This is a genomic window from Dickeya dadantii NCPPB 898 (assembly GCF_000406145.1).
Taxonomy (GTDB): domain Bacteria; phylum Pseudomonadota; class Gammaproteobacteria; order Enterobacterales; family Enterobacteriaceae; genus Dickeya; species Dickeya dadantii.
The window spans coordinates 1494310-1513783 of sequence record NZ_CM001976.1; the positions used below are offsets into that span (position 1 = coordinate 1494310).

Genomic DNA, 19474 nt, shown 5'->3' on the forward strand with positions numbered 1-19474 from the left:
TCCTTAACGGCTCATCAGCACTTCGGCGATATGCAACACCTGAACGGCGTGCCCTTCACGCCGCAGCCGCCCGCCGATGTTGATAAGGCAACTGACATCGGCGCCGATCAGGTAGTCTGGTTTGGCTGCCATGATGTGCGCTACCTTTTCTTTCACCATTTCGCCGGAGATCTCCGCCATTTTGACGGAAAAGGTGCCGCCGAAACCGCAGCAGGTTTCCTGCGCATGAAGCGGCAGCAGTTCCAGGCCGCGTACCTGACTCAGCAGCGCCAGCGGTTCGTCGCGCACGCCCATTTTGCGAAACAGGCTGCAAGAGGGGTGGTAGACCGCCTTGCCCGGCAGGCGGGCGCCGACATCGGTGACCCCGAGCCGGTTGACGATAAACGAGGTGAGGTCAACCATCCGGCCGGCGACGCGCTCGGCGCGACTCGCCCAGGCCGGTTCATCGGCCAGCCAGTCGGCATAATGGCGGATAGCGTTGGTGCAGGAGCCGGCGGGCGAAATAATCGGGTCATCGTTCTCTTCCAGCGTGGCGATCAGCGTTTTCATGCCCGGCAGCGCGTCGCGGATATACCCGCTGTTGATGGCGGGCTGACCGCAGCAGCCTTGCCGCTCGGGAAAGTGGACGCGACAGCCGAGCTGTTCCAGCAGCAGCACGCTGTCACGCGCCATACGCGATTTGAGCGCATCGCCGATACAGGTGACAAAAAAATTAACGTTCATGTTGTGTTAGCTTCCAGTTTGTAGGGGTTAACGGCGTATCGGTTTAAAAAGGTGTCGGTTTAAAAATAACGATGGCGCTTATCGTTATGCGTTCGCTGGCCTTCGCCCGTGGCCTGAACGCATAGGTGAACATTCAGCGCGGCACGCACAACCCGTGTGTGACGCCCCGGCTAAACAGGACTTGCCATAACTGAATGTTTCTGGCCCGAAAGGCGCCGGCGCAGGCGGTCAGGTAATAACTAAACATACGCCGGAAGGCGGGCGAATAATGTGCCGCCAGTTGCGGCCAGGCTTCGGTAAAACGGGTCAGCCAGGCCATCAGGGTTTTATCGTAATCGGCGCCGAAGTTGTGCCAGTCTTCCATCACAAAATAGGATTCGCTGGTGTTGGCAATCTGTTTAATGGATGGCAGGCATCCGTTGGGAAAAATGTATTTATTAATCCACGGGTCAACGTTATGAGCGGTTTTATTCGACCCTATGGTATGCAGCAGGAACAGGCCGTCCGGCTTCAGGCAGCGATCCACCACCTCAAAATAGGCGGCGTAATTTTTCGGCCCGACATGTTCAAACATGCCGACGGAGACAATACGGTCGTACTGCTGGCGCAGATCGCGGTAATCCTGCAATAGAATATGGACATCCAACCCGCTGCAGCGCGCTTCCACAAAGGCTTTCTGCTCAGCGGAAATGGTGACGCCATGCACGGTGACGCCGTAATGCTGGGCGGCGTACACCGCCAGACCGCCCCAGCCGCAGCCGATATCCAGCAGCGTCATGCCGGGTTTGAGCCGGAGTTTTTCGCAGATCAGCGCCAGTTTGTTTTGCTGGGCGTCGTCAAGGGTGTCGGCCTGTTTCCAGTAGCCGCACGAATATTGCATGTAGGGATCGAGCATGTGGCTGAACAGGTCATTGCCGAGGTCATAGTGTGCTTTGCCGACCTGCCACGCACGTTTGCGGGACTGAAGGTTGACCAGCCGTGCCAGGGTGATGCGCATCAGATCGCGCCAGCGTGACGGGCATTGTTCATCCAGCCGGGCGGCGAGTAACCGGTGAAAGAACATATCGAGCCGCGGGCAGTCCCACCAACCTTCCATGTAACTTTCACCCAGGCCAAGCGAACCCTGTTGTAATACGCGTTTGAAAAAGCGTGGATCGTTAACCTGAATATCCCAGGCTTCGTCGCCATTAATGGTAATGCCGGCCTGATGTAATAATTCCTGCGCCATACGCCGCCATTCATTTTTTTCGCTGATATCCTCAACGATGCACACATTACTCATGATGTCTCCTTTAACTAACAGTTAATTCAATTGGTTATCGATAATGCTGATCACTACTTGGGCACTGTTTTTTCGGATGACATCGTGTCGCCGTCGGCAAAATGTTCTATTTCATCAAAAGGCGGACAAGCTATTACTAAAAACGGCAAGCGGCCGTGACATAAAAATAATGTCGCTTCCATGAATTCTTCCTCAATCCATTTACTGGTTTGAAAAATCGTACAATCACAGCGAGTTCGTTCATCAGGCCATGAGCTGGCACCTGCTGAATAGATGCTGATTATCGGGCAAATCAGGCTGGCCTGCGTTACCCTATCGAGACAAACTTCATCGAATAGAGGTCAGGCCGTCATGTCGCGTTCGTTTGTTTCTCCCCCCCGTTTGCCGGTGGCCGGACAGCCCGCGCCGGTATTGCTCACGCTGCCGCGGCCGGTCTACTTTCGCAGCTATCCGCTGGCGAAGGAGACGCAGGTGGCGCAGCACCAGCACCCGTTTGTCGAATTTCTGTATGCGCGGGAAGGCGGGATGCGGGTGGAGATTGAAGGCAAGACGCTGATCGTGCCGGTGCTGTACGGCGTCTGGATTCCGGCGCACGTGCCGCACCGCATTCTGGCGACCAGCGACGTGCTGCTGGAGAGTTTGTACATCGAGCCGGATTACGTGGCTATCGATTACAGCGCTTGTAAGGTCGTGTTGGTCAGCGATTTCATCCGCGAGTTTATCCACTACGCCACCAGACATGTGCCGGAACAGTATGACCACGATGGTGATGACGCCAGGTTGGTTCGGGTGTTGACCACGCTGCTGCGACAGCTGCCGGATGCCGGGTTTTCGCTGTCGTGGCCGCATTCGGCCACGCTGATGCGAGTATGCCGCGATATTCAGCAAACCCCGGATGTGGCGCACGGCATTGAGGAGTGGGCTTCCCGCACCGGGATGTCGGTGCGCACCTTTTCGCGCCGTTTCAAAAAGGAAACCGGGGTGGCGTTCAGCGAGTGGAAGAAACGCCTGCGGCTGCTGGAGTCGGTGGTGATGCTAAAAAACAACCACAGCGTGACGCAGGTGGCGCTGGAACTGGGGTATGCCAGCACCGCCTCGTTTACCTTCGCATTCCGCCAGATGTTCGGAGTGCCGCCGACGCGCTATTAATTCCCGCTTTTTCGGCCTGCGGTCAGATTGCTGACAAACACCATAACAAAATTCACCGTTCGTAAGAAAACATGTGCTGTTTGTTAGCAGCCCCACCTGCGGTGCGGATGAGCGCGCAAGGACGACCAACAGCGGAAACAGCAGCGGTGCCAAACTGAGAGCATCACACTTCAGTTAAGAAGGAGCGTCCACATGCGAAATCAACCCTTGGCATTGATTTGGCAAAAAATCCACTTCATGGCGTAGCAGGGAACGGTGCCGAGCGACTGACCAGAAACGCATTCCTGCCATTTCTGGCCCAGTCGCCCCCCTGTTTGGTATGAAGCCTGTGCATCAGCATCACTTCGCTCGTCGTTTGATGCACGAACACCGCACCGAGGATGCCGACAAAGATCACGCACACCGCGCTGACGGCCGGGATACCGCCGATGCTGCCGCCCACCGCCATCGCGATCGGCGTGGTGACCGATTTCGGCAGGATCGACGCGGCAATCGCCGGCGTCGCTCCCAGCCGCAGCGCAATCCAGGTGCCGGTGACCATCGCCACTACGCTGCCGAGAAAGCAGACGCTGATGATCGACTTCCAGCGCATGCGAATCTGGTGCAGCTGTTCATACAACGGAAACGCCAGCGCCACCACCGCCGGTTGCAGCAGGCTGTTGAGCACCGAGCTGCCGCGGAAATAGCGTTCGTAGGGAATGTGGCTGACCAGCAGAAACGCGATCAGCACCACCATGGAAACCAGCAACGGGTTTAGCAACGGCGAATTCAGGCGCTGGGCCAGCCGACGCGCCAAAAAGAACACCAGCAGCGTTAATGGCAGCGACCAGACGATATCATGCCACATGGTCGGCTCCTTTTTCCGCGTCGGCCTGATGGCGGGCCGCTTTACGGCCGTGGATCAGATGCGAACACGCGCTCACGGTGATCAGCACCACCAGCGTGCTGGCGGCGCAGGAAATGATTACCGGCGCGAACTGGGCGCGCAGCAGGTCGAAATACTGCATCACGCCGACGCCAATCGGCACGAACAGCAGCGCCATATAGCGGATCAGCACATGGCACCCCGGTTTGACCCACTGCGCCGGGATAATCTGCAACGACAACAACAGAAACAGGATCAGCATGCCGATGATGCTGCCCGGCAGGGTGATGGGAAGCACGGCGGATACGCCGATGCCGAGATACAAACAGGCGTAAATCAGTAAAAACGCTCGGGCCTGATGCCAGAAGCGGGTCATAACGGTATTCATGAAAGCGTCTGCCAGCGGATGAAGGTGGATGGATAACGGCGTTGATTATCTCCCCTTCCGCTGTGGCTGGTATTATCAAATCAGGACGATGTTTGTCGAAATAAAGACAGGTGGGCAATAAAGCCAAATCACCCCTGCGTGCTTTTCTTCAGCGCGTCGTACAGCCGCACCAGCTCGGCCAGTGAGTCGGCTTTCATCTTGCGCATCACCGCCGCGCGTCGCACTTTCACCGTGATTTCGCTGACGCCGAGCTGCGCGGCGATCTGCTTGTTCAGTTGCCCGGTCACCACCTGTTCCAGCACCTGCTGTTCGCCGGTGCTCAGGCTGTCGTGGCATGCCTGTAATCCGGCCTGAATATCGGCCCGACGGCGTTGTTCGCCATCCCGTTCTAGCCCTTTCTGGATGGCGTCGAGCAGGTCTTGTTCACGAAACGGTTTGGTCAGAAATTCCAGCGCGCCCGCTTTCATGGCGCGCACCGACATCGGAATGTCGCCGTGGGCGGTAATAAAAATCACCGGCAGCGTGATGCCGTGGCGGTGCATGTCATCCTGAAAATCCAGCCCGCTCATGCCCGGCATGCGCACGTCCAGAATCAGGCAGCCCGGCCGGTCAGGGCGGCGCGCGCTGATAAACTGCTGCGGCGACTCGAAGGCCTGGCTCTCCAGCCCGACCGACGCCAGCAGGTCTTCCAGCGCGGCCCGCACCGATGCGTCATCATCGACGATATAAATTATCGGCGCCGGTTCATTCCGCAGCGGGTGTTGATTCAGAAGGGTGTCGTTCATGGTGCTTTTTTTCCGTTCCCGGCAGGGTGAAGTAAAAGGTAGCGCCGCCGTCGGTATTGGCGCTGGCCCAGATCCGGCCGCCGTGGGTTTCGATGATCGAGCGGCTGATGGTCAGGCCCATGCCCATGCCGGTCGATTTGGTGGTGAAAAAGGTATCGAACAGCCGTTCGCTTTCTTCTGGTTTGAACCCGACGCCCTGATCGCAGACCGCAAAGCGAATATCCCCGTTTTTGTCGCGGTCCACGGTGACCGATAGCGCACGTTGTTCGGTCTTGGCGGCGTCGATGGCATCCACTGCATTCAGGATCAGGTTCATCAATACCTGCTGAATCTGGATCTTGTCCGCCAGAATCGGCGGCAGACCTTCCGTCACGCTGAAGCTAAACAGAATACGCTGCTGCATCAGTTCAGTGCGAATCAACAGCAGCATTTCGTCGATGGTATCGGTGATGTTCAGCCATGCCTTGTGCGGGGGCGTGCGGCTGGCGAACCCGCGGATGCGGGCGATGATTTCGCTGGCGCGGTTGGCGTCGCTGATGATGCGCTGTACCGCCAGTTCCGCGCGCGCCTGATTGGCCGGCGTGGCGTTGAGCCAGCGCAGACAGGCGTTGCCGCTGGTGACGATGGAGGCCAGCGGCTGGTTGACCTCATGGGCGATCGACGCGGTCAGTTCGCCCATCAGGTTTACGCGGGAGATCTGCGCCAGCTGGGCGCGCGCTTCATGAAACGCGTTGATGGCGGCCGACATTTTTAACGCCAGATAGGTCGACAGCGTAATCGCCAGCAGGCTGATGCCGCAGTTGATCAGGCTGGATTCGCTGCCGTCGGGCTTGCTGAGCTTATAGCTGAGCAGCGTCAGCACGATGCACAGCGCCGCGATGGCGCTCACGCCGCGCGGGGTCAGAAAACGCACCGCCAGCAGCACGATGGCAATCTGAAACACCCCCACCGCGATTTCCAGATCGGTGAGGGTATCGACCACCGCGATACCCACTGCCATCAGCACCAGCGGGATCACCCGCAACGTCGCGGCAGCGTGGCCGACGCGTGTTTTCTCACTCATCGTCAAGCACCCTTTTCTGTGTCGATCCCGCTGCCGGCGGCGCGTGGTTACGACGGGTTTTCCAGGCTGAACTGGTCGTGGGTTTCGTCGTAGGCGAACAGTTCCGCGTAACGTCCCCATTGCGTGACCGAATTCAGGGTCTGTGCTGCGTCGATTTCCGACATGAAATCCTCCAGTTCGTCACGAAAGCGGCGGGCCGGGGCGGTGCGTGACGAACGCTCGTCCAGCACCCGCCGGATGTGCGCGACCAGCGGTACGTAATTCAACAAATGCTGGGCAAACAGCTGTTTACGTTCGTCCACGCTGGCGTTGGCGTAGCGGCCGGCGGCCGGCAGCAGCCGGATGTCGCCGCCCTGCAATTCGGCGAGCCGCAGCAATTGCAGGATCTCCGCCACCGGGAACAGTTCGTCGGCGGTGTACTGCAAGGCGTTGGCCAGCTCCGGCAGGTCGGCTTTGCCGTCGTACGGCGCGGCGTGTACCGCCTCGATCAGGCCGGCCAGCGAGTTGGTGGACACCAGCGGCAGCACCATGCCCAGCCCGGAGCCGGGGAAAATCCCCTGCCGCGCGGCGCCCGCGCCGTTATCTGAGGTCATTTTAACGTAAATGTCTTCAACCAGCGCGCGAAACGCCGGATCCTGACGGTTGCGCGGCTGCGGCAGGTCGACGCGGATTTCGCAGGCCACCCGGCCGGGATTGATGGAAAACAGGATGATGCGATCGCACATCAGCACCGCTTCTTCGATATTGTGCGTCACCATCAGGATGGACTTGATCGGCATGCGGCCTTCGCCCCACAGGTCCAGCAGGTCGGTGCGCAGGGTTTCGGCGGTCAGCACGTCCAGCGCGGAAAACGGCTCGTCCATCAGCAGGATGTCCGGGTCCACCACCAGCGCGCGCGCCAGCCCGACGCGCTGCCGCATCCCGCCGGACAACTCCTTGGGATAGGCGTTCTCAAAGCCGTCGAGGCCGATCAGGTCGATGGCCGCCAGCGCCCGTTTACGGCGCTGTTCCACCGGCACGTTTTGCGCTTCCAGCCCGACTTCGACGTTTTGCTGCACCGTCAGCCAGGGAAACAGGGCGAAACTCTGGAACACCATGCTGACGGTGGTCGGCCTGCCGTCCGGCCCCGGCGGGAAATCCACCTGCCCGGCGCTCGGTGTGAGCAACCCGGCGATCGAGCGCAGCAGGGTCGACTTGCCGGAACCGGAGCGACCGAGCAACCCGACGATTTCGTTGTCGTACAACGTCAGATTGACGTCGTCCAGCACCAGCCGCTCGGCGCTGCCGGGTTTGCCATACAGATGCCGGACGTGTTGTACATTCACCAGGCAGTGCGATTGATGAGCCAGACCGTTCGGTTGATGAACCTGGCCGTTCTGTTGATCAATAATCATGGTGTTCTCCTTAACCGAGGCGCAGGCGGCGTTCGGCAAATTGGTACAGGGGGCGCCACAGCAGGCGGTTAAAGGCGATCACAAATACCGACATCACCGCGATGCCCAGCGCGACCCGGGGAAAGTCGGCCGCGGTGGTCGCATTGGCGATGTAGGCGCCAAGGCCGGTTGCTTCCAGATGTTGTTTCCCCCAGGAAATGGATTCGGACACGATGCTGGCGTTCCAGGAGCCGCCGGACGCGGTGAGCGCGCCGGTCACGTAGTAGGGGAAAATGCCGGGCAGCGCTACCTGACGCCACCACTGCCAGCGCCGGATACCGTAAATGCGCGCTGCCTCCAGCAGGTCGGTCGGCAGGGCGGCGGCGCCGGCGATCACGTTGAACAGGATGTACCACTGGGTGCCCAGCACCATCAGCGGCGACAGCCAGATATCCGGATTGAGGTTAAAGCCGGCGATGAGGATCACCGCGAACGGAAACAGCACGTTGGCCGGAAAAGCGGCCAGAAACTGGGCCAACGGTTGCAGGCGTTCGGCGACGCTGGGCTGCAAACCGATCCACACGCCGATCGGCAGCCAGATGACGCTGGCCAGCGCGATCAGCACTACTACCCGCGCCAGCGTCGCCAGCCCCATGCCGAACACCGCGATGACATCCGCCATGCCGAGCGACGCGCCGATGTATTGCACTAACTGCACCACGCCTGCCAGTACGCCGATAATCACCAGCGCCAGCCACAGCCGATCGGTGATCTTGCTGTAATGAGGGCCGGGCGTGTGGCTTAAAAACGGTGGCAACCGCGGCCAGCGCAACGCCGCCAGCGCGTGAAACGGCCAGCCAAGCACGCCGGCGATCGCCGTTGAGATGTGGGTGCGGCGGATCAGGTCGTAGACCCAGGAGCGCGGTCGTTTCTGCGACGCGGTCTGCTCGAAACGGAACTTGTCCGCCCAGGCCACCACCGGCCGGAACAGCAGTTGATCGTACAGCACAATCACCACGGTCATAGCGACGACCGCCCAGGCGATGGCGGTCAGGTTTTCCTGCGCGATCGCCAGCGCCAGCCAGGAACCGATCCCCGGCAGGTTGACGGTGGTGTTGCCGACGGTGATCGCTTCCGACGCCACCACGAAGAACCAGCCGCCGGACATCGACATCATCATGTTCCACACCAGACCGGGGGTGGCGAACGGCAGCTCCAGCCGGATAAACCGCCGCCAGGGCGAGAAACCGAATTGCTGGCTGACCTCGCTCAGATCGCCGGGAAGGGTGCGCAGCGACTGGAAAAAGCTGAACGCCATATTCCAGGCCTGACTGGTGAAAATGGCGAAGATGGCCGCGCATTCCACCCCTAACTGGCGGCCGGGAAACAGCCCCATGAAAAAAGTGACGGTGAAGGTCAGAAACCCCAGCACCGGCACCGATTGCAGGATATCCAGCGCCGGGATGATCACCATCTCGGCCTTACGGCTCTTGGCGGCCAGCGTGGCGATGACCAGCGTGAACAGCAGCGACACCCCCAGCGCCACGAACATGCGCAGAGTGGTACGTAGCGCGTATTCGGGCAGCAGGGCGATATCCAGCCTGACCGGGCTGGCGTCCAGAATGGAGAGCGGCAGGTTCATTTGCTCCATGCCGTACACCACCAGCGCCGCTACCAGCGCCAGCAGGGTGAAAAACAGCATGTCCGCCCGGTAGGACGGCGCCGCGTGCCGCCGGATAGGGCGCATGGCCTGGTCAGTCATAATGCTCTGAAGGGGATGATGCATGATTTTCCTCGCGGTAATGTCAGGCATTAGCCGGAAAAATGTCTGGCGGCAGGCATCGTGTCGTGTTTTCGCAATAATCCACGGTCATCGCTATTGATTACTGTAAAAACACGTTGCCGTAAAAATACGCTGCCGCAACTAAGACAGTCGGTCGGTTTTATTCTCTGATGAATGCGGGTGAAAAATATAATAAGTGCTAAATCGCGTCCACGATTAAAAAGTATAGGTCATCTATACCAAAGTATATTCCGCCGAGACGATGGCGTGATTGAAATGGTCATCGGAAAGTTTTTTCTTATTAATTATAATTTTATCGGGTGATTCTGTTTTGGCGGCTACCGCGGGTTTTATCCCCCATCACCGCCGGCGAACGGGCCGTTAATGATATTGTTTTTTACTTTGCATGAATTATTTATGAATCTTCGTTGGGTAAATAAATCGAAAAATAAAGTTGGCGGTGTTTTAATTCCAGGGGGATAAATGCGAGAGAGGCTTTTTTCCTGAATCGATGGTTGGTGCTATGTGTAATGAGCGCCGCGATTACCTTGTTCTCCGTTAACATATTAATCGCTGCTATTACATTAATCGCTACTGCCACATGAATCGCTACTGCCACATGAATCTCTACTGCCACATTAATCTCCACTGTCACATTAATCGCTACCGCCAGGTTGATCGTCGCTACCACATTGCAGAAAAATAGTGGGGCGATGTTTTTTCCGTTGACGGCACGCGGGCGATCGGTTTTTGTAACAACGCTCGGTTTTCGTAACAGCGAGCGGTTTTTGCAGGCGCTATCGATTTCCGTAGCATAATGCGCACAGGCCTGCCGGATGGAGTGTGGGAATGACTTTTATTGAAAGTGGAGTAACGGCATTAGCCAACGTGGTTGAACAGGACAGTCAGGGTTGGTTTCAGGGGCATGTCGGCGCGTCGTTTCTGGCCGGCGCCGCCTTACTGGACAGCGGCCTGTTGCCGCCGCCTGCCGCCGACAGCCTGAGAACCCGGCTGGAACGGCAGCAGCAAAAATACCACGCGCTGCTGGCGCCGTTGCCGGCCGGCGAGGTGGCTACGGACTATAGCCCTATCCTGAACGCGATAGCGCGCAACACCCGGCAGCTCAGCCGCTCCGGTCACGGCGTGATTTACGGCGCGCTGCTGCTGGATACGTTGCAGCGCACGTCGGCGGCGGTAACGGAAAATGCGGTGGCGAATATCGCCCGGCTTATCGATAACTGCGCCAGCGACAAGTGGGACCGTTACGCCGGGATCGCCGATTACCGCGCGTTTCGGCTGCCGGAGCCTGTCGAGGTGGATATTGAGGCGCTATGCGTGCTGGCGGTGCAGCGCAGCACCCATCAGGTTTATCACGATGTCGACGGGTATTTTCTGACCGGCGAAAAAATTCACGGCGTCACCCATGCGCACGCCATTTATCTGCTCAACGCGCTGGGGTATGGCGAGCTGGCGATGCAAGCCGCCTCGCAACTGGCCGTGCAACTGGTGTTGAATGACCGATTGCCGGATACGGATGTCCGGCGCGCGCAGCCCAAACCCTTTTCCGTGGCGGATGCGGCGGTGTGGGCGGACGAGTTCAGCGACGAGCATCAGATCAAGCTGGCATACAGCTATCTGGATTTGTGCCGGAAAATCAGGCAGCCGCTGGCGCGTCTGGACAATTTGTGGGGCGCGATTCGCTAACGTGACCGCAGAAAGCTTTCACGATTTGGTTCAACGTCGGCTTTACTTCATGTGCAGCGTAGGAAGAGGGCGTAGCGGCATGGCCGCCAGCCCGTTAAGCGATGTGGCCTGATGCGCCCCGGCGCGGAAAACGCCGGGGCAGAGCGATGATTACGCCAGATCGAACCGGTCGAGATTCATCACTTTGGTCCAGGCGGCGACGAAGTCGTGGACAAACTTCGCCTGCGCGTCCGTACTGCCGTAGACCTCGGCCAGCGCGCGCAGTTGCGAGTGGGAACCGAAGATCAGGTCGACACGGGTGCCGGTCCACTTCAGGTTGCCGCTAACGCGATCGCGCCCTTCAAATACGCCTTCTTCACCTGCCGCCGCTTTCCACGTCGTGCCCATGTCCAGCAGGTTCACGAAGAAGTCATTGGTCAGCGCGCCGGGCCGTGCGGTGAACACGCCGTGCGACGCCTGGCCGACATTGGCCCCCAGTACCCGCAGCCCGCCCACCAGCACCGTCATTTCCGGCGCGCTCAGCGTCAGCAACTGCGCCTTATCCACCAGCAGAGCTTCGGCCGCCACGCTGTAATGGCCTTTCAGGTAGTTGCGGAAACCGTCGGCGATCGGTTCCAGCACCGCGAAAGACTCGACGTCGGTTTGTTCCTGCGACGCATCCATCCGCCCAGGCGTGAAGGGCACGGTTACCGCATGACCGGCGGCTTTCGCCGCCTGTTCCACCCCGACGGCGCCAGCCAGCACGATCAGGTCGGCCAGCGAGACTTGCTTGTTGTCGGACTGGGCGCGGTTGAACTCGCTTTGGATGCTTTCCAGCGTACTTAGAACCTTCGTCAACAGGTCAGGCTGGTTGACCGCCCAATCTTTCTGCGGCGCGAGACGAATGCGTGCGCCGTTGGCGCCGCCGCGTTTGTCGGAGCCGCGGAAGGTGGACGCCGATGCCCAGGCGGTGGAAACCAATTGGGAGACGCTCAGACCGGAAGCCAGCACCTTGGCTTTCAGGGTGGCGATATCCTGCTCGCTGACCAGAGTGTGATTGACCGCCGGGATCGGGTCTTGCCAGATCAGCTCTTCGGCCGGAACGTCCGGGCCGAGGTAGCGGGCGCGCGGCCCCATGTCGCGGTGTGTCAGTTTGAACCAGGCGCGGGCGAACGCGTCGGCAAACTGATCCGGGTTCTCGTAGAAACGACGGGAAATCTTTTCATACGCCGGGTCGAAACGCAGCGACAGGTCGGTAGTCAGCATCGTAGGCACGTGGCGTTTGGACGGGTCATGCGCGTCCGGCACTTCACCGGCGCCTGCGCCGCCTTTCGGTTGCCACTGATGGGCGCCGGCCGGGCTTTTGGTCAGTTCCCACTCGTAGCCGAACAGGTTCTGGAAGAAGTAGTTGCTCCATTGGGTCGGCGTTTGCGTCCAGGTCACTTCCAGCCCGCTGGAGATGGTGTCGCCGCCGTTGCCGCGACCAAATTTGCTCTTCCAGCCCAACCCTTGTTCTTCAATGCCGGCCGCTTCCGGTTCCGGGCCGACCAGCGCGGCGTCGCCCGCGCCGTGAGTTTTGCCGAAGGTGTGACCACCGGCGATCAGCGCCACGGTTTCTTCATCGTTCATCGCCATGCGACAGAAGGTTTCGCGGATGTCTTTGGCGGCGGCGATCGGGTCCGGGTTGCCGTTCGGGCCTTCCGGGTTGACGTAAATCAGCCCCATTTGTACCGCGGCCAGCGGGTTTTCCAGATCGCGCTCGCCGGAGTAGCGTTTGTCGCCGCCCAGCCAGGTGGTTTCCGCGCCCCAGTACACATCTTCTTCCGGTTCCCACACGTCCGGACGCCCGCCGGCAAAACCGAAGGTTTTGAATCCCATCGATTCCAGCGCCACGTTGCCGGTGAGGATCATCAGGTCGGCCCATGAAATTTTCTGGCCGTATTTCTGCTTAATCGGCCACAGCAGGCGGCGTGCTTTGTCGAGGTTGACGTTATCGGGCCAACTGTTGAGCGGCGCGAAACGTTGCTGACCTGCGCCGGCGCCGCCACGGCCGTCGCCGGTGCGGTAGGTGCCGGCGCTGTGCCAGGCCATACGGATAAACAGCGGACCGTAGTGGCCGAAGTCCGCCGGCCACCAGTCCTGTGAGTCGGTCATCAGGGCATGAAGGTCTTTTTTGATAGCATCGAGATCGAGGCTGTTAAACGCCTCGGCGTAGTTGAAGCCCTTATCCAGCGGGTCGGACAGGGAAGAATGCTGGTGCAGAATGTTCAGATTCAGTTGGTTCGGCCACCAGTCACGGTTATCGGTGCCGCTACCGCTGGCGGTAACCGGCGTACTCTGGTGATGAAATGGGCATTTGCTTTCAGTTGTCATGCGTTCTCTACCTCATGCTCATGTGTCCCCATCAACCCGGCCGAACCGCGTGCCGGGCAGTGAGCTGTGGACAGGAAATTGCTCATAATGCTGACGTTGGGTGCTGCGCCAGTTTCTAACGCAATAATTTGAATTTCATAGCATAGTTCTCGTGCGACACGTGGTGATCCAGTGTCCTTTGGTTGAAATTCACTATTTATCTTAGTCAGCGTCTGGTCAGAGATAAAATCGAATTACATGAATATTGTGATAGATAATGGCTATTTAACCGCGAAGATTAATAAGTAAAGCAATTGTTAACGCCAGGTATGCAGGGCAAGCTACGGCAAACCGACCGGTAGACCGGGCGGCAGAGCACAGCATGTGTCGTCATGACACGGCGCTTGCGGCGCTGATGCAACGTACGCTTTTCCGGCAGCGGTTGTTTTCAACTGTATCTTTCATTTCAATGATTAATGAATTACGTAGGAATGTTTCCTGCTTCTGCACCGTTTGCCGATGTCATTTATAGTGCGGCCACACGATGAATCAATATCTTTACCCTGGGCTGCGTCCGTGAAGGCGGCGTGATAGCCGCTGGTGATCATTTCACCGCGGGACGCAGCCTTATTTCAGTTGGCGCGGTTTATGCTTAAAAGACATTCTACAGGTGTGGGTGTGACCTATTTTCAGGGTCGCTTTGTTTTGTTGTGTGTCGGTATCTGCGTTTGCCTGGTGCTATTGATGGCCCGCGTCGGGTATTTGCAGGTGGTGGCAAGCCTGCAACTGGAGAAAGAAGCCAATCAGCGTTCGCTGCGCGAACTGGTGATGCAGCCGTTGCGCGGCAGCATCACCGATCGCAACGGCCACCCGCTGGCGGTCAGCGTGGCCTCCAATGACGTGGTGGCCGATCCGGTGCATGTGCTGGAGAGCGACCCGACGCTCGCCGGTGCGCAATGGAGCGCGCTGTCCACCGCATTATCGCTGCCGCTCAGCGCCATTAAAGACAAGATTCAGGAGAATGCTCACCGCCATTTTCTCTATATCTCGCGTCAGGTTGAGGCCGGGATCGCCGACTACGTGCATCAATTGCACATTGGCGGCATCTCGACCCCGAACGATGCCAGCCGCTATTACCCGATGAGCGACGCGGTGTCCAACCTCATCGGCATCGTCGGGCTGGATGGACAGGGGCTGGACGGCATTGAGCGCAGTTTCAACAAGTTGTTGCAGGGTAAGCCGGGGTTACGGGTTTACCGCAAAGATCGTTACGGCAACGTGGTCAGCCTGATGGCCGACGATCCGGCACAGCAGGCGCCGACGCTGACCCTGAGTATCGACAGTTATCTGCAGTTCGTTCTCTATTCGCACCTGCGTGACGGCGTACAACTGAACAAGGCCGATTCCGGTGCCGCGGTGCTGATTGACGTTAACACCGGCGAGATCCTCGGCATGGCCAGCTACCCATCCTACAATCCCAATCATTACGAAGGCGAGCCGCAGAAGAACATGCGGAATGTGGCGATGTCGGACAGTTTTGAACCGGGGTCGACCGTTAAACCGTTGGTGGTGATGGCAGGGTTGCAACGTCATCTGATCCGGCCCGATTCGGTCATCGATACCACGCCTTATCCGGTGAACGGGCACCTGATTAAAGACGTCGGGCACTGGAGCCGGCTGACCATCACCGGCATTTTGCAAAAATCCAGCGATATCGGGGTATCCCACATTGCACTGGCGATGCCGGCAAATGTGCTGGTCGATCTTTATCATCGCTTTGGGCTTGGCGTTGCCAGCGGGTTGGGGATCGAGGGCGAAACCAGCGGTTATTTCCCGCTGCACCGCGAGCGGTGGTCCGATATTGAGCGCGCGACCTTTGCGTTCGGATATGGGCTGCGCGTCACGCCGCTGCAGATTGCGCGCGAGTACGCCACCATCGGCTCCTTCGGCGTTTATCGCCCGGTGTCCATCACCAAAGTGACGCCGCCGGTCATCGGCACCCGGGTGATCGACGAAGATGTGGCGAGGACGGTGGTGCATATGATGGAGAGCGATGCCTTGCCCGGCGGTAGCGGGGTAACGGCCGCCGTCCCCGGCTACCGCCTGGCGATTAAAACCGGTACGGCCGAGAAAATGGGCGCCGACGGCAAATACGACGGCGGTTACGTCAACTACACCGCCGGGGTAGCGCCGGCCAGTCAGCCGCGGGTAGCGCTGGTGGTGATGATCAACCATCCCGACGCTGGCAAACACTTCGGCGGCTCGGTCGCCGGCCCGGTCTTCGGTCACATCATGGGGGATGTGCTGCGCCACATGGATATTCCGCCAGACGCGCTCACCCAATAATCCTTGCTGTTAGCGGCGCCGGCAAGCGGATTTGTCGGCGCTGGCGCGTACCTAATAGCTTTCATGATCTACCTCAATGAAGTGTGATGTTTTTATAAAAGTTCATACGCGAGGCGAGTACGTATTTCTTTCGCGGTGTACTATTCCCTCGCGATGTATATGCCCGCATGATTTTTCTTGTTGAGGTTAATTTGTCGTAATAATAGGGGTTACCCGTTGTGGCGCAATTAATAATGAATGACAGGGTCATGGATGATATAGCGAGTGATGGTTTACTCAATGAAGTAAAGCATTACTGGAACAAGAGAGCGGAAGGATATAACGATGTTAACGTCGCTGAATTAGCAGGCGACAAGCGCCGGTTATGGCAGGATGTTATTTTACATCATGCCCCGAAAAAGCCGCTGTTGAATATATTGGATGTCGGCGCCGGGCCGGGTTTTTTCGCCGTCACGCTGGCGATGGCGGGGCATAATGTTACCGCGGTGGATGCAACGCCCGGCATGCTGGTGCAAGCCAAAAATAATGCCGATGTTTATGGCGTTGATATCAATTTTGTGGCGTCGGATGTGCATACGTTGCCGTTCCCGGATAACCATTTCGATGTGCTGGTGACGCGCAATGTCACCTGGAATCTGAAACAACCGCAGGCGGCCTATCAGGAGTGGCGGCGGGTATTAGCTCCCGGCGGTCGTCTGATTAATTTCGATGCTAATTGGTACGCCCATCTTTTTGATGCCGAGGCGCGCGACGGCTATTTGCGCGATCGGCAGAATGCCCGTCGCCTGAAGATTAATGACCACTATGCTAACACGGACACGGTAGCGATGGAGAATATTGCCAGAGCGCTGCCGTTAAGCCGGGAAATACGCCCGGAGTGGGATCGTCACTCTCTGCTGGCGTGTGGTTTTAATCAGGTTTTCATCGATGAAAATATTGCCGAAAACCTCTGGGATGACGAAGAGAAAATTAACTACGCGTCGACGCCGATGTTTATGGTGGTTGCGGAAAAATAGACCGCTATACCCGTCATACTACCCGTCATACTTCACGTTGCAGGTGCGTTGGCGTTTCTTGTTTATTTTTTCAGGGGAAGGGTGATGTTTGGGATACGGCCAATCACACTGGCGGTGTTAATACTGTGCCTGTTCTCCGGCGTATTTTCGGTGTACGCCGGCGCTGCGGATAATCAACTGGTGTACGCCAGCACCAAAGATATTCGTGATATTAATCCTCATCTTTATGCCGGTGAAATGGCCGCCCAGAATATGGTGTTCGAGTCGCTGGTTATGAATACGCCCGAGGGGGTGAAACCCTGGCTGGCGGAAAGCTGGACGATATCGCCCGATGGCAAACAGTATATTTTCAATTTACGCCACGATGTTCGGTTTACCGATGGCGAGCCGTTAACGGCCGAGGCCGTCAAACAGAACATAGAGGCGGTGCTGGATAATTATCCGCGCCATGCCTGGCTTGAGCTGGTGCAACAGATCGATAAAGTGACTGCGCTGGACCGCTATCGCGTCGAAATCACACTCAAAAATCCCTATTACCCGACGCTAATCGAACTGGGGCTGACCAGACCGTTCCGTTTTGTGTCGCCCAACGCGTTTATCGACGGTAAAACCAAAAACGGCATCACGGGGTCTGTGGGAACCGGCCCCTGGCTGCTGGCGGAGCATAAAACCAATCAATACGCGCGGTTTGTCGTCAACCCGAATTATTGGGGCGGCCGGCCGCGCCTTGACAGCGTGGTGTGGCGGGTGATGCCCGATCGGCAGTCGATGCTGATGGCGCTGCAAAAAGAAGAGATCCAGCTCATTTTCGGCGCGGACGGCGATATGCTGGATATGGACAGCTTTGCCGCGCTGCAGGCATCGGGAAAATACCGGACGTTGATCAGCCCGCCGGTCGCTTCCCGCGCGCTGGTGCTGAATAGCGGTCGTCCCATCACCGGGGATAAAGCGGTGCGTCAGGCGTTGCAATACGCCATTGATAAAGCGGCGATCGCCAGCGGGATTATGGATAACACCGAAAGCGTGGCCGATACCCTGATGTCGCGCCGTGTGCCTTATTGCGATATCGATTTGCCGGTTTACCGGTTTAATCCGCAGCAGGCCGGAACATTGTTGGAAGCGGCCGGCTGGCATCTGGCGGCGGGAAAGACGGTGCGGGAAAAGCAGGGCAAGGCGCTGACGCTGATGCTGTCTTACAACCGCAATAACGCGGCGGAAAGGGAAATTGCCGAACTAATTCAGGATGACCTGAAAAAGATCGGCGTGCAGCTGACTATTCTGGGGGAAGAAAAGCAGGCGTTTTTGGACCGCCAAAAATCGGGCGACTTTGACCTGCAATATTCGTTGTCATGGGGAACGCCTTACGACCCGGCTTCGTATATTTCGTCGTTCCGTATTCCCGCCCATGCCGACTATCAGGCGCAGAAGGGATTACGCCGCAAGCCTGAAATCGATAGCCTGATTGGCGAAATATTGCTGACGCCGAATGAAACACGGCGGCAGGAACGGTATACGCGGTTATTCACGCTGCTGGCTGATGAAGCGGTGTATATCCCGTTAACCTATTCAAAAACCAAAGCTATCTATTCGCCCACGCTGAACGGGGTGTCGTTTAACTCATCACAGTATGAGATTCCCTTTGAGAAAATGTATTTCTGATCGCCGAACGATGTTCCCGACAGGGCGTGTTGCCAACGCTGCGTCGGGGAAATGCACAGGAAAACAGAGCTGATGCGTGCATATTTCATCAAACGATTATTTATGACGGCGCCGCTGGCCGTGGTGATGTCGTTGGTGGCTTTTTCGCTGCTGAATCTGGTGCCTGCCGACCCGGCTGAAGTGGCCTTGCGTGTGAATGAAATCGTGCCGACCGATGAGGCGGTGCAGCTGATGCGCCAGGAGTTAGGGCTGGACCGGCCTTTCCTTCAACGTTATTTACTCTGGCTCTGGAAGGTACTGCACGTTGATTTCGGCACCTCGTTTATCACCCGACGGCCGGTATGGCATGAATTTATGCAGGCGCTGCCCGCCACGCTGTATCTGGCCGCGGTGTCGCTGGTGATGATCGTCACGCTGTCGCTGACGTTGGGCATCGCCTGCGCGGTAACCGAAAATCCCCCTTTCGACAAAGTGGTTCGTAGCCTGGTTTTCCTGACGGTCGCCATCCCTAATTATTGGATTGGCTTGCTGTTGCTGTGGGGACTGGCGGTCAAGATGAACCTGTTTCCTGTCGGCGGCATGCAAGACGCGCACTCCGTTATTTTGCCGTCATGCACCCTGATGCTGGGATACATCGGCACCTATATTCGGCTGATCCGGGGAAGTATGATCGGTAATTTGCGGCAAAATTACGTGTTGTACGCCAGAGCGAGAGGGCTGCCGGCGCCGCTGATTATCGGTAAACATGTGCTGGTGAATTCCCTGCACGCGTCTTTGGTGGCGATTGGTATGAGCATCCCAAAATTAATTGCCGGCACGGTGGTGATCGAAAATATCTTTGCCTGGCCCGGCGTGGGCCGGCTGTGCCTTTCGGCTATTTTCAATCGTGACTATCCGATGATTCAGGCCTACATGTTGCTGATGGCGCTGCTGTTCCTGGGGTGTAATTTTTTGACCGACCTGTTGCAGGTCAAACTTGACCCGCGAATCAGGGGGGAAGGTTAAGT

Annotated in this window: 16 protein-coding genes and 2 pseudogenes; 7 read left to right on the top strand and 11 right to left on the bottom strand. The window is 57.9% G+C overall.

The window, feature by feature from the left end:
- Positions 1 to 3: 3 nt before the first annotated feature.
- From DDA898_RS07090 to DDA898_RS23790, 3 genes are all read right to left on the bottom strand, one after another.
- Positions 4 to 723, bottom strand: coding sequence for a (Fe-S)-binding protein (locus DDA898_RS07090; RefSeq protein ID WP_038910692.1), 720 nt, complete (start codon positions 721 to 723; stop codon positions 4 to 6).
- 133 nt (positions 724 to 856) lie between these two features.
- Entirely contained in the window at positions 857 to 2005 is a 1149-nt protein-coding gene (gene cfa / locus DDA898_RS07095; RefSeq protein WP_038910693.1) for a cyclopropane fatty acyl phospholipid synthase, read from the bottom strand.
- Between the two features lie 53 nt (positions 2006 to 2058).
- Complete coding sequence (locus DDA898_RS23790; protein WP_269077942.1) at positions 2059 to 2187, bottom strand: hypothetical protein; 129 nt, start codon at positions 2185 to 2187, stop codon at positions 2059 to 2061.
- A 169-nt stretch (positions 2188 to 2356) separates the two neighbouring features.
- Here DDA898_RS23790 and DDA898_RS07100 point away from each other — a divergent pair, with 169 nt between their 5' ends.
- Both DDA898_RS07100 and DDA898_RS23600 read left to right on the top strand, forming a co-directional pair.
- A complete protein-coding gene (locus tag DDA898_RS07100) occupies positions 2357 to 3154 on the top strand; it encodes a helix-turn-helix domain-containing protein (protein WP_038910694.1) in 798 nt (265 codons plus the stop codon).
- 212 nt (positions 3155 to 3366) lie between these two features.
- Positions 3367 to 3474 (top strand): annotated as a pseudogene (locus DDA898_RS23600) (IS110 family transposase); the annotation flags it as partial.
- Here DDA898_RS23600 and DDA898_RS07105 read toward each other — a convergent pair.
- From DDA898_RS07105 to DDA898_RS07135, 7 genes and pseudogenes are all read right to left on the bottom strand, one after another.
- Positions 3468 to 4001 (bottom strand): annotated as a pseudogene (locus tag DDA898_RS07105) (CidB/LrgB family autolysis modulator); the annotation flags it as partial. The pseudogenes DDA898_RS23600 and DDA898_RS07105 sit on opposite strands and share 7 nt — an antisense overlap.
- A complete protein-coding gene (locus DDA898_RS07110) occupies positions 3991 to 4407 on the bottom strand; it encodes a CidA/LrgA family protein (protein WP_038910695.1) in 417 nt (138 codons plus the stop codon). The pseudogene DDA898_RS07105 and the gene DDA898_RS07110, both read right to left, overlap by 11 nt.
- Before the next feature lie 128 nt (positions 4408 to 4535).
- On the bottom strand, positions 4536 to 5192 hold the full coding sequence (locus DDA898_RS07115; RefSeq protein ID WP_050570219.1) for a response regulator transcription factor: 657 nt from the start codon (positions 5190 to 5192) through the stop codon (positions 4536 to 4538).
- A complete protein-coding gene (locus DDA898_RS07120) occupies positions 5152 to 6255 on the bottom strand; it encodes a sensor histidine kinase (RefSeq protein ID WP_050570220.1) in 1104 nt (367 codons plus the stop codon). Before DDA898_RS07120 ends, DDA898_RS07115 begins: the two co-directional genes overlap by 41 nt.
- Before the next feature lie 47 nt (positions 6256 to 6302).
- Positions 6303 to 7649, bottom strand: a complete 1347-nt coding sequence (locus tag DDA898_RS07125; RefSeq protein WP_081639224.1) for an ABC transporter ATP-binding protein — start codon at positions 7647 to 7649, stop codon at positions 6303 to 6305.
- 10 nt (positions 7650 to 7659) lie between these two features.
- The gene (locus DDA898_RS07130) at positions 7660 to 9414 is read right to left on the bottom strand and encodes an ABC transporter permease (RefSeq protein WP_038910696.1); all 1755 of its coding nucleotides are present in this window, start codon (positions 9412 to 9414) and stop codon (positions 7660 to 7662) included.
- A gap of 412 nt (positions 9415 to 9826) precedes the next feature.
- Positions 9827 to 10048: a hypothetical protein gene (locus DDA898_RS07135; RefSeq protein WP_152490674.1), complete on the bottom strand. Its 222-nt coding sequence runs from the start codon at positions 10046 to 10048 to the stop codon at positions 9827 to 9829.
- Positions 10049 to 10260: 212 nt separating this feature from the next.
- Here DDA898_RS07135 and DDA898_RS07140 point away from each other — a divergent pair, with 212 nt between their 5' ends.
- Positions 10261 to 11115 carry a hypothetical protein gene (locus DDA898_RS07140; protein WP_038910698.1) on the top strand — a complete coding sequence of 285 codons (855 nt, stop codon included), beginning with the start codon at positions 10261 to 10263 and terminating at the stop codon, positions 11113 to 11115.
- Between the two features lie 150 nt (positions 11116 to 11265).
- On the opposite strand, the gene katG is transcribed toward DDA898_RS07140, so the two are convergent.
- Entirely contained in the window at positions 11266 to 13467 is a 2202-nt protein-coding gene (gene katG / locus DDA898_RS07145; protein WP_038910699.1) for a catalase/peroxidase HPI, read from the bottom strand.
- Positions 13468 to 14094: 627 nt separating this feature from the next.
- Here katG and ftsI point away from each other — a divergent pair.
- The 4 genes from ftsI (at position 14095) to opp1B (ending at position 19472) form a co-directional block, all read left to right on the top strand.
- Entirely contained in the window at positions 14095 to 15792 is a 1698-nt protein-coding gene (gene ftsI, locus DDA898_RS07150; RefSeq protein WP_050570314.1) for a peptidoglycan glycosyltransferase FtsI, read from the top strand.
- 218 nt (positions 15793 to 16010) lie between these two features.
- Positions 16011 to 16808, top strand: coding sequence for a class I SAM-dependent methyltransferase (locus tag DDA898_RS07155; protein ID WP_081639226.1), 798 nt, complete (start codon positions 16011 to 16013; stop codon positions 16806 to 16808).
- Between the two features lie 84 nt (positions 16809 to 16892).
- A complete protein-coding gene (gene nikA, locus DDA898_RS07160; RefSeq protein ID WP_201765887.1) occupies positions 16893 to 18467 on the top strand; it encodes a nickel ABC transporter substrate-binding protein in 1575 nt (524 codons plus the stop codon).
- Between the two features lie 72 nt (positions 18468 to 18539).
- The gene (opp1B, locus tag DDA898_RS07165) at positions 18540 to 19472 is read left to right on the top strand and encodes a nickel/cobalt ABC transporter permease (protein ID WP_038910701.1); all 933 of its coding nucleotides are present in this window, start codon (positions 18540 to 18542) and stop codon (positions 19470 to 19472) included.
- The last annotated feature ends 2 nt before the right edge of the window (positions 19473 to 19474 follow it).

Bases quoted from the DNA above. Each gene is read 5' to 3' on its own strand.
- DDA898_RS07090 (WP_038910692.1), bottom strand. From the start codon at position 723: ATGAACGTTAATTTTTTTGTCACCTGTATCGGCGATGCGCTCAAATCG.
- cfa (WP_038910693.1), bottom strand. From the start codon at position 2,005: ATGAGTAATGTGTGCATCGTTGAGGATATCAGCGAAAAAAATGAATGG.
- DDA898_RS23790 (WP_269077942.1), bottom strand. From the start codon at position 2,187: ATGGAAGCGACATTATTTTTATGTCACGGCCGCTTGCCGTTTTTAGTA.
- DDA898_RS07100 (WP_038910694.1), top strand. From the start codon at position 2,357: ATGTCGCGTTCGTTTGTTTCTCCCCCCCGTTTGCCGGTGGCCGGACAG.
- DDA898_RS07110 (WP_038910695.1), bottom strand. From the start codon at position 4,407: ATGAATACCGTTATGACCCGCTTCTGGCATCAGGCCCGAGCGTTTTTA.
- DDA898_RS07115 (WP_050570219.1), bottom strand. From the start codon at position 5,192: ATGAACGACACCCTTCTGAATCAACACCCGCTGCGGAATGAACCGGCG.
- DDA898_RS07120 (WP_050570220.1), bottom strand. From the start codon at position 6,255: ATGAGTGAGAAAACACGCGTCGGCCACGCTGCCGCGACGTTGCGGGTG.
- DDA898_RS07125 (WP_081639224.1), bottom strand. From the start codon at position 7,649: ATGATTATTGATCAACAGAACGGCCAGGTTCATCAACCGAACGGTCTG.
- DDA898_RS07130 (WP_038910696.1), bottom strand. From the start codon at position 9,414: ATGCATCATCCCCTTCAGAGCATTATGACTGACCAGGCCATGCGCCCT.
- DDA898_RS07140 (WP_038910698.1), top strand. From the start codon at position 10,261: ATGACTTTTATTGAAAGTGGAGTAACGGCATTAGCCAACGTGGTTGAA.
- katG (WP_038910699.1), bottom strand. From the start codon at position 13,467: ATGACAACTGAAAGCAAATGCCCATTTCATCACCAGAGTACGCCGGTT.
- ftsI (WP_050570314.1), top strand. From the start codon at position 14,095: ATGCTTAAAAGACATTCTACAGGTGTGGGTGTGACCTATTTTCAGGGT.
- nikA (WP_201765887.1), top strand. From the start codon at position 16,893: ATGTTTGGGATACGGCCAATCACACTGGCGGTGTTAATACTGTGCCTG.
- opp1B (WP_038910701.1), top strand. From the start codon at position 18,540: ATGCGTGCATATTTCATCAAACGATTATTTATGACGGCGCCGCTGGCC.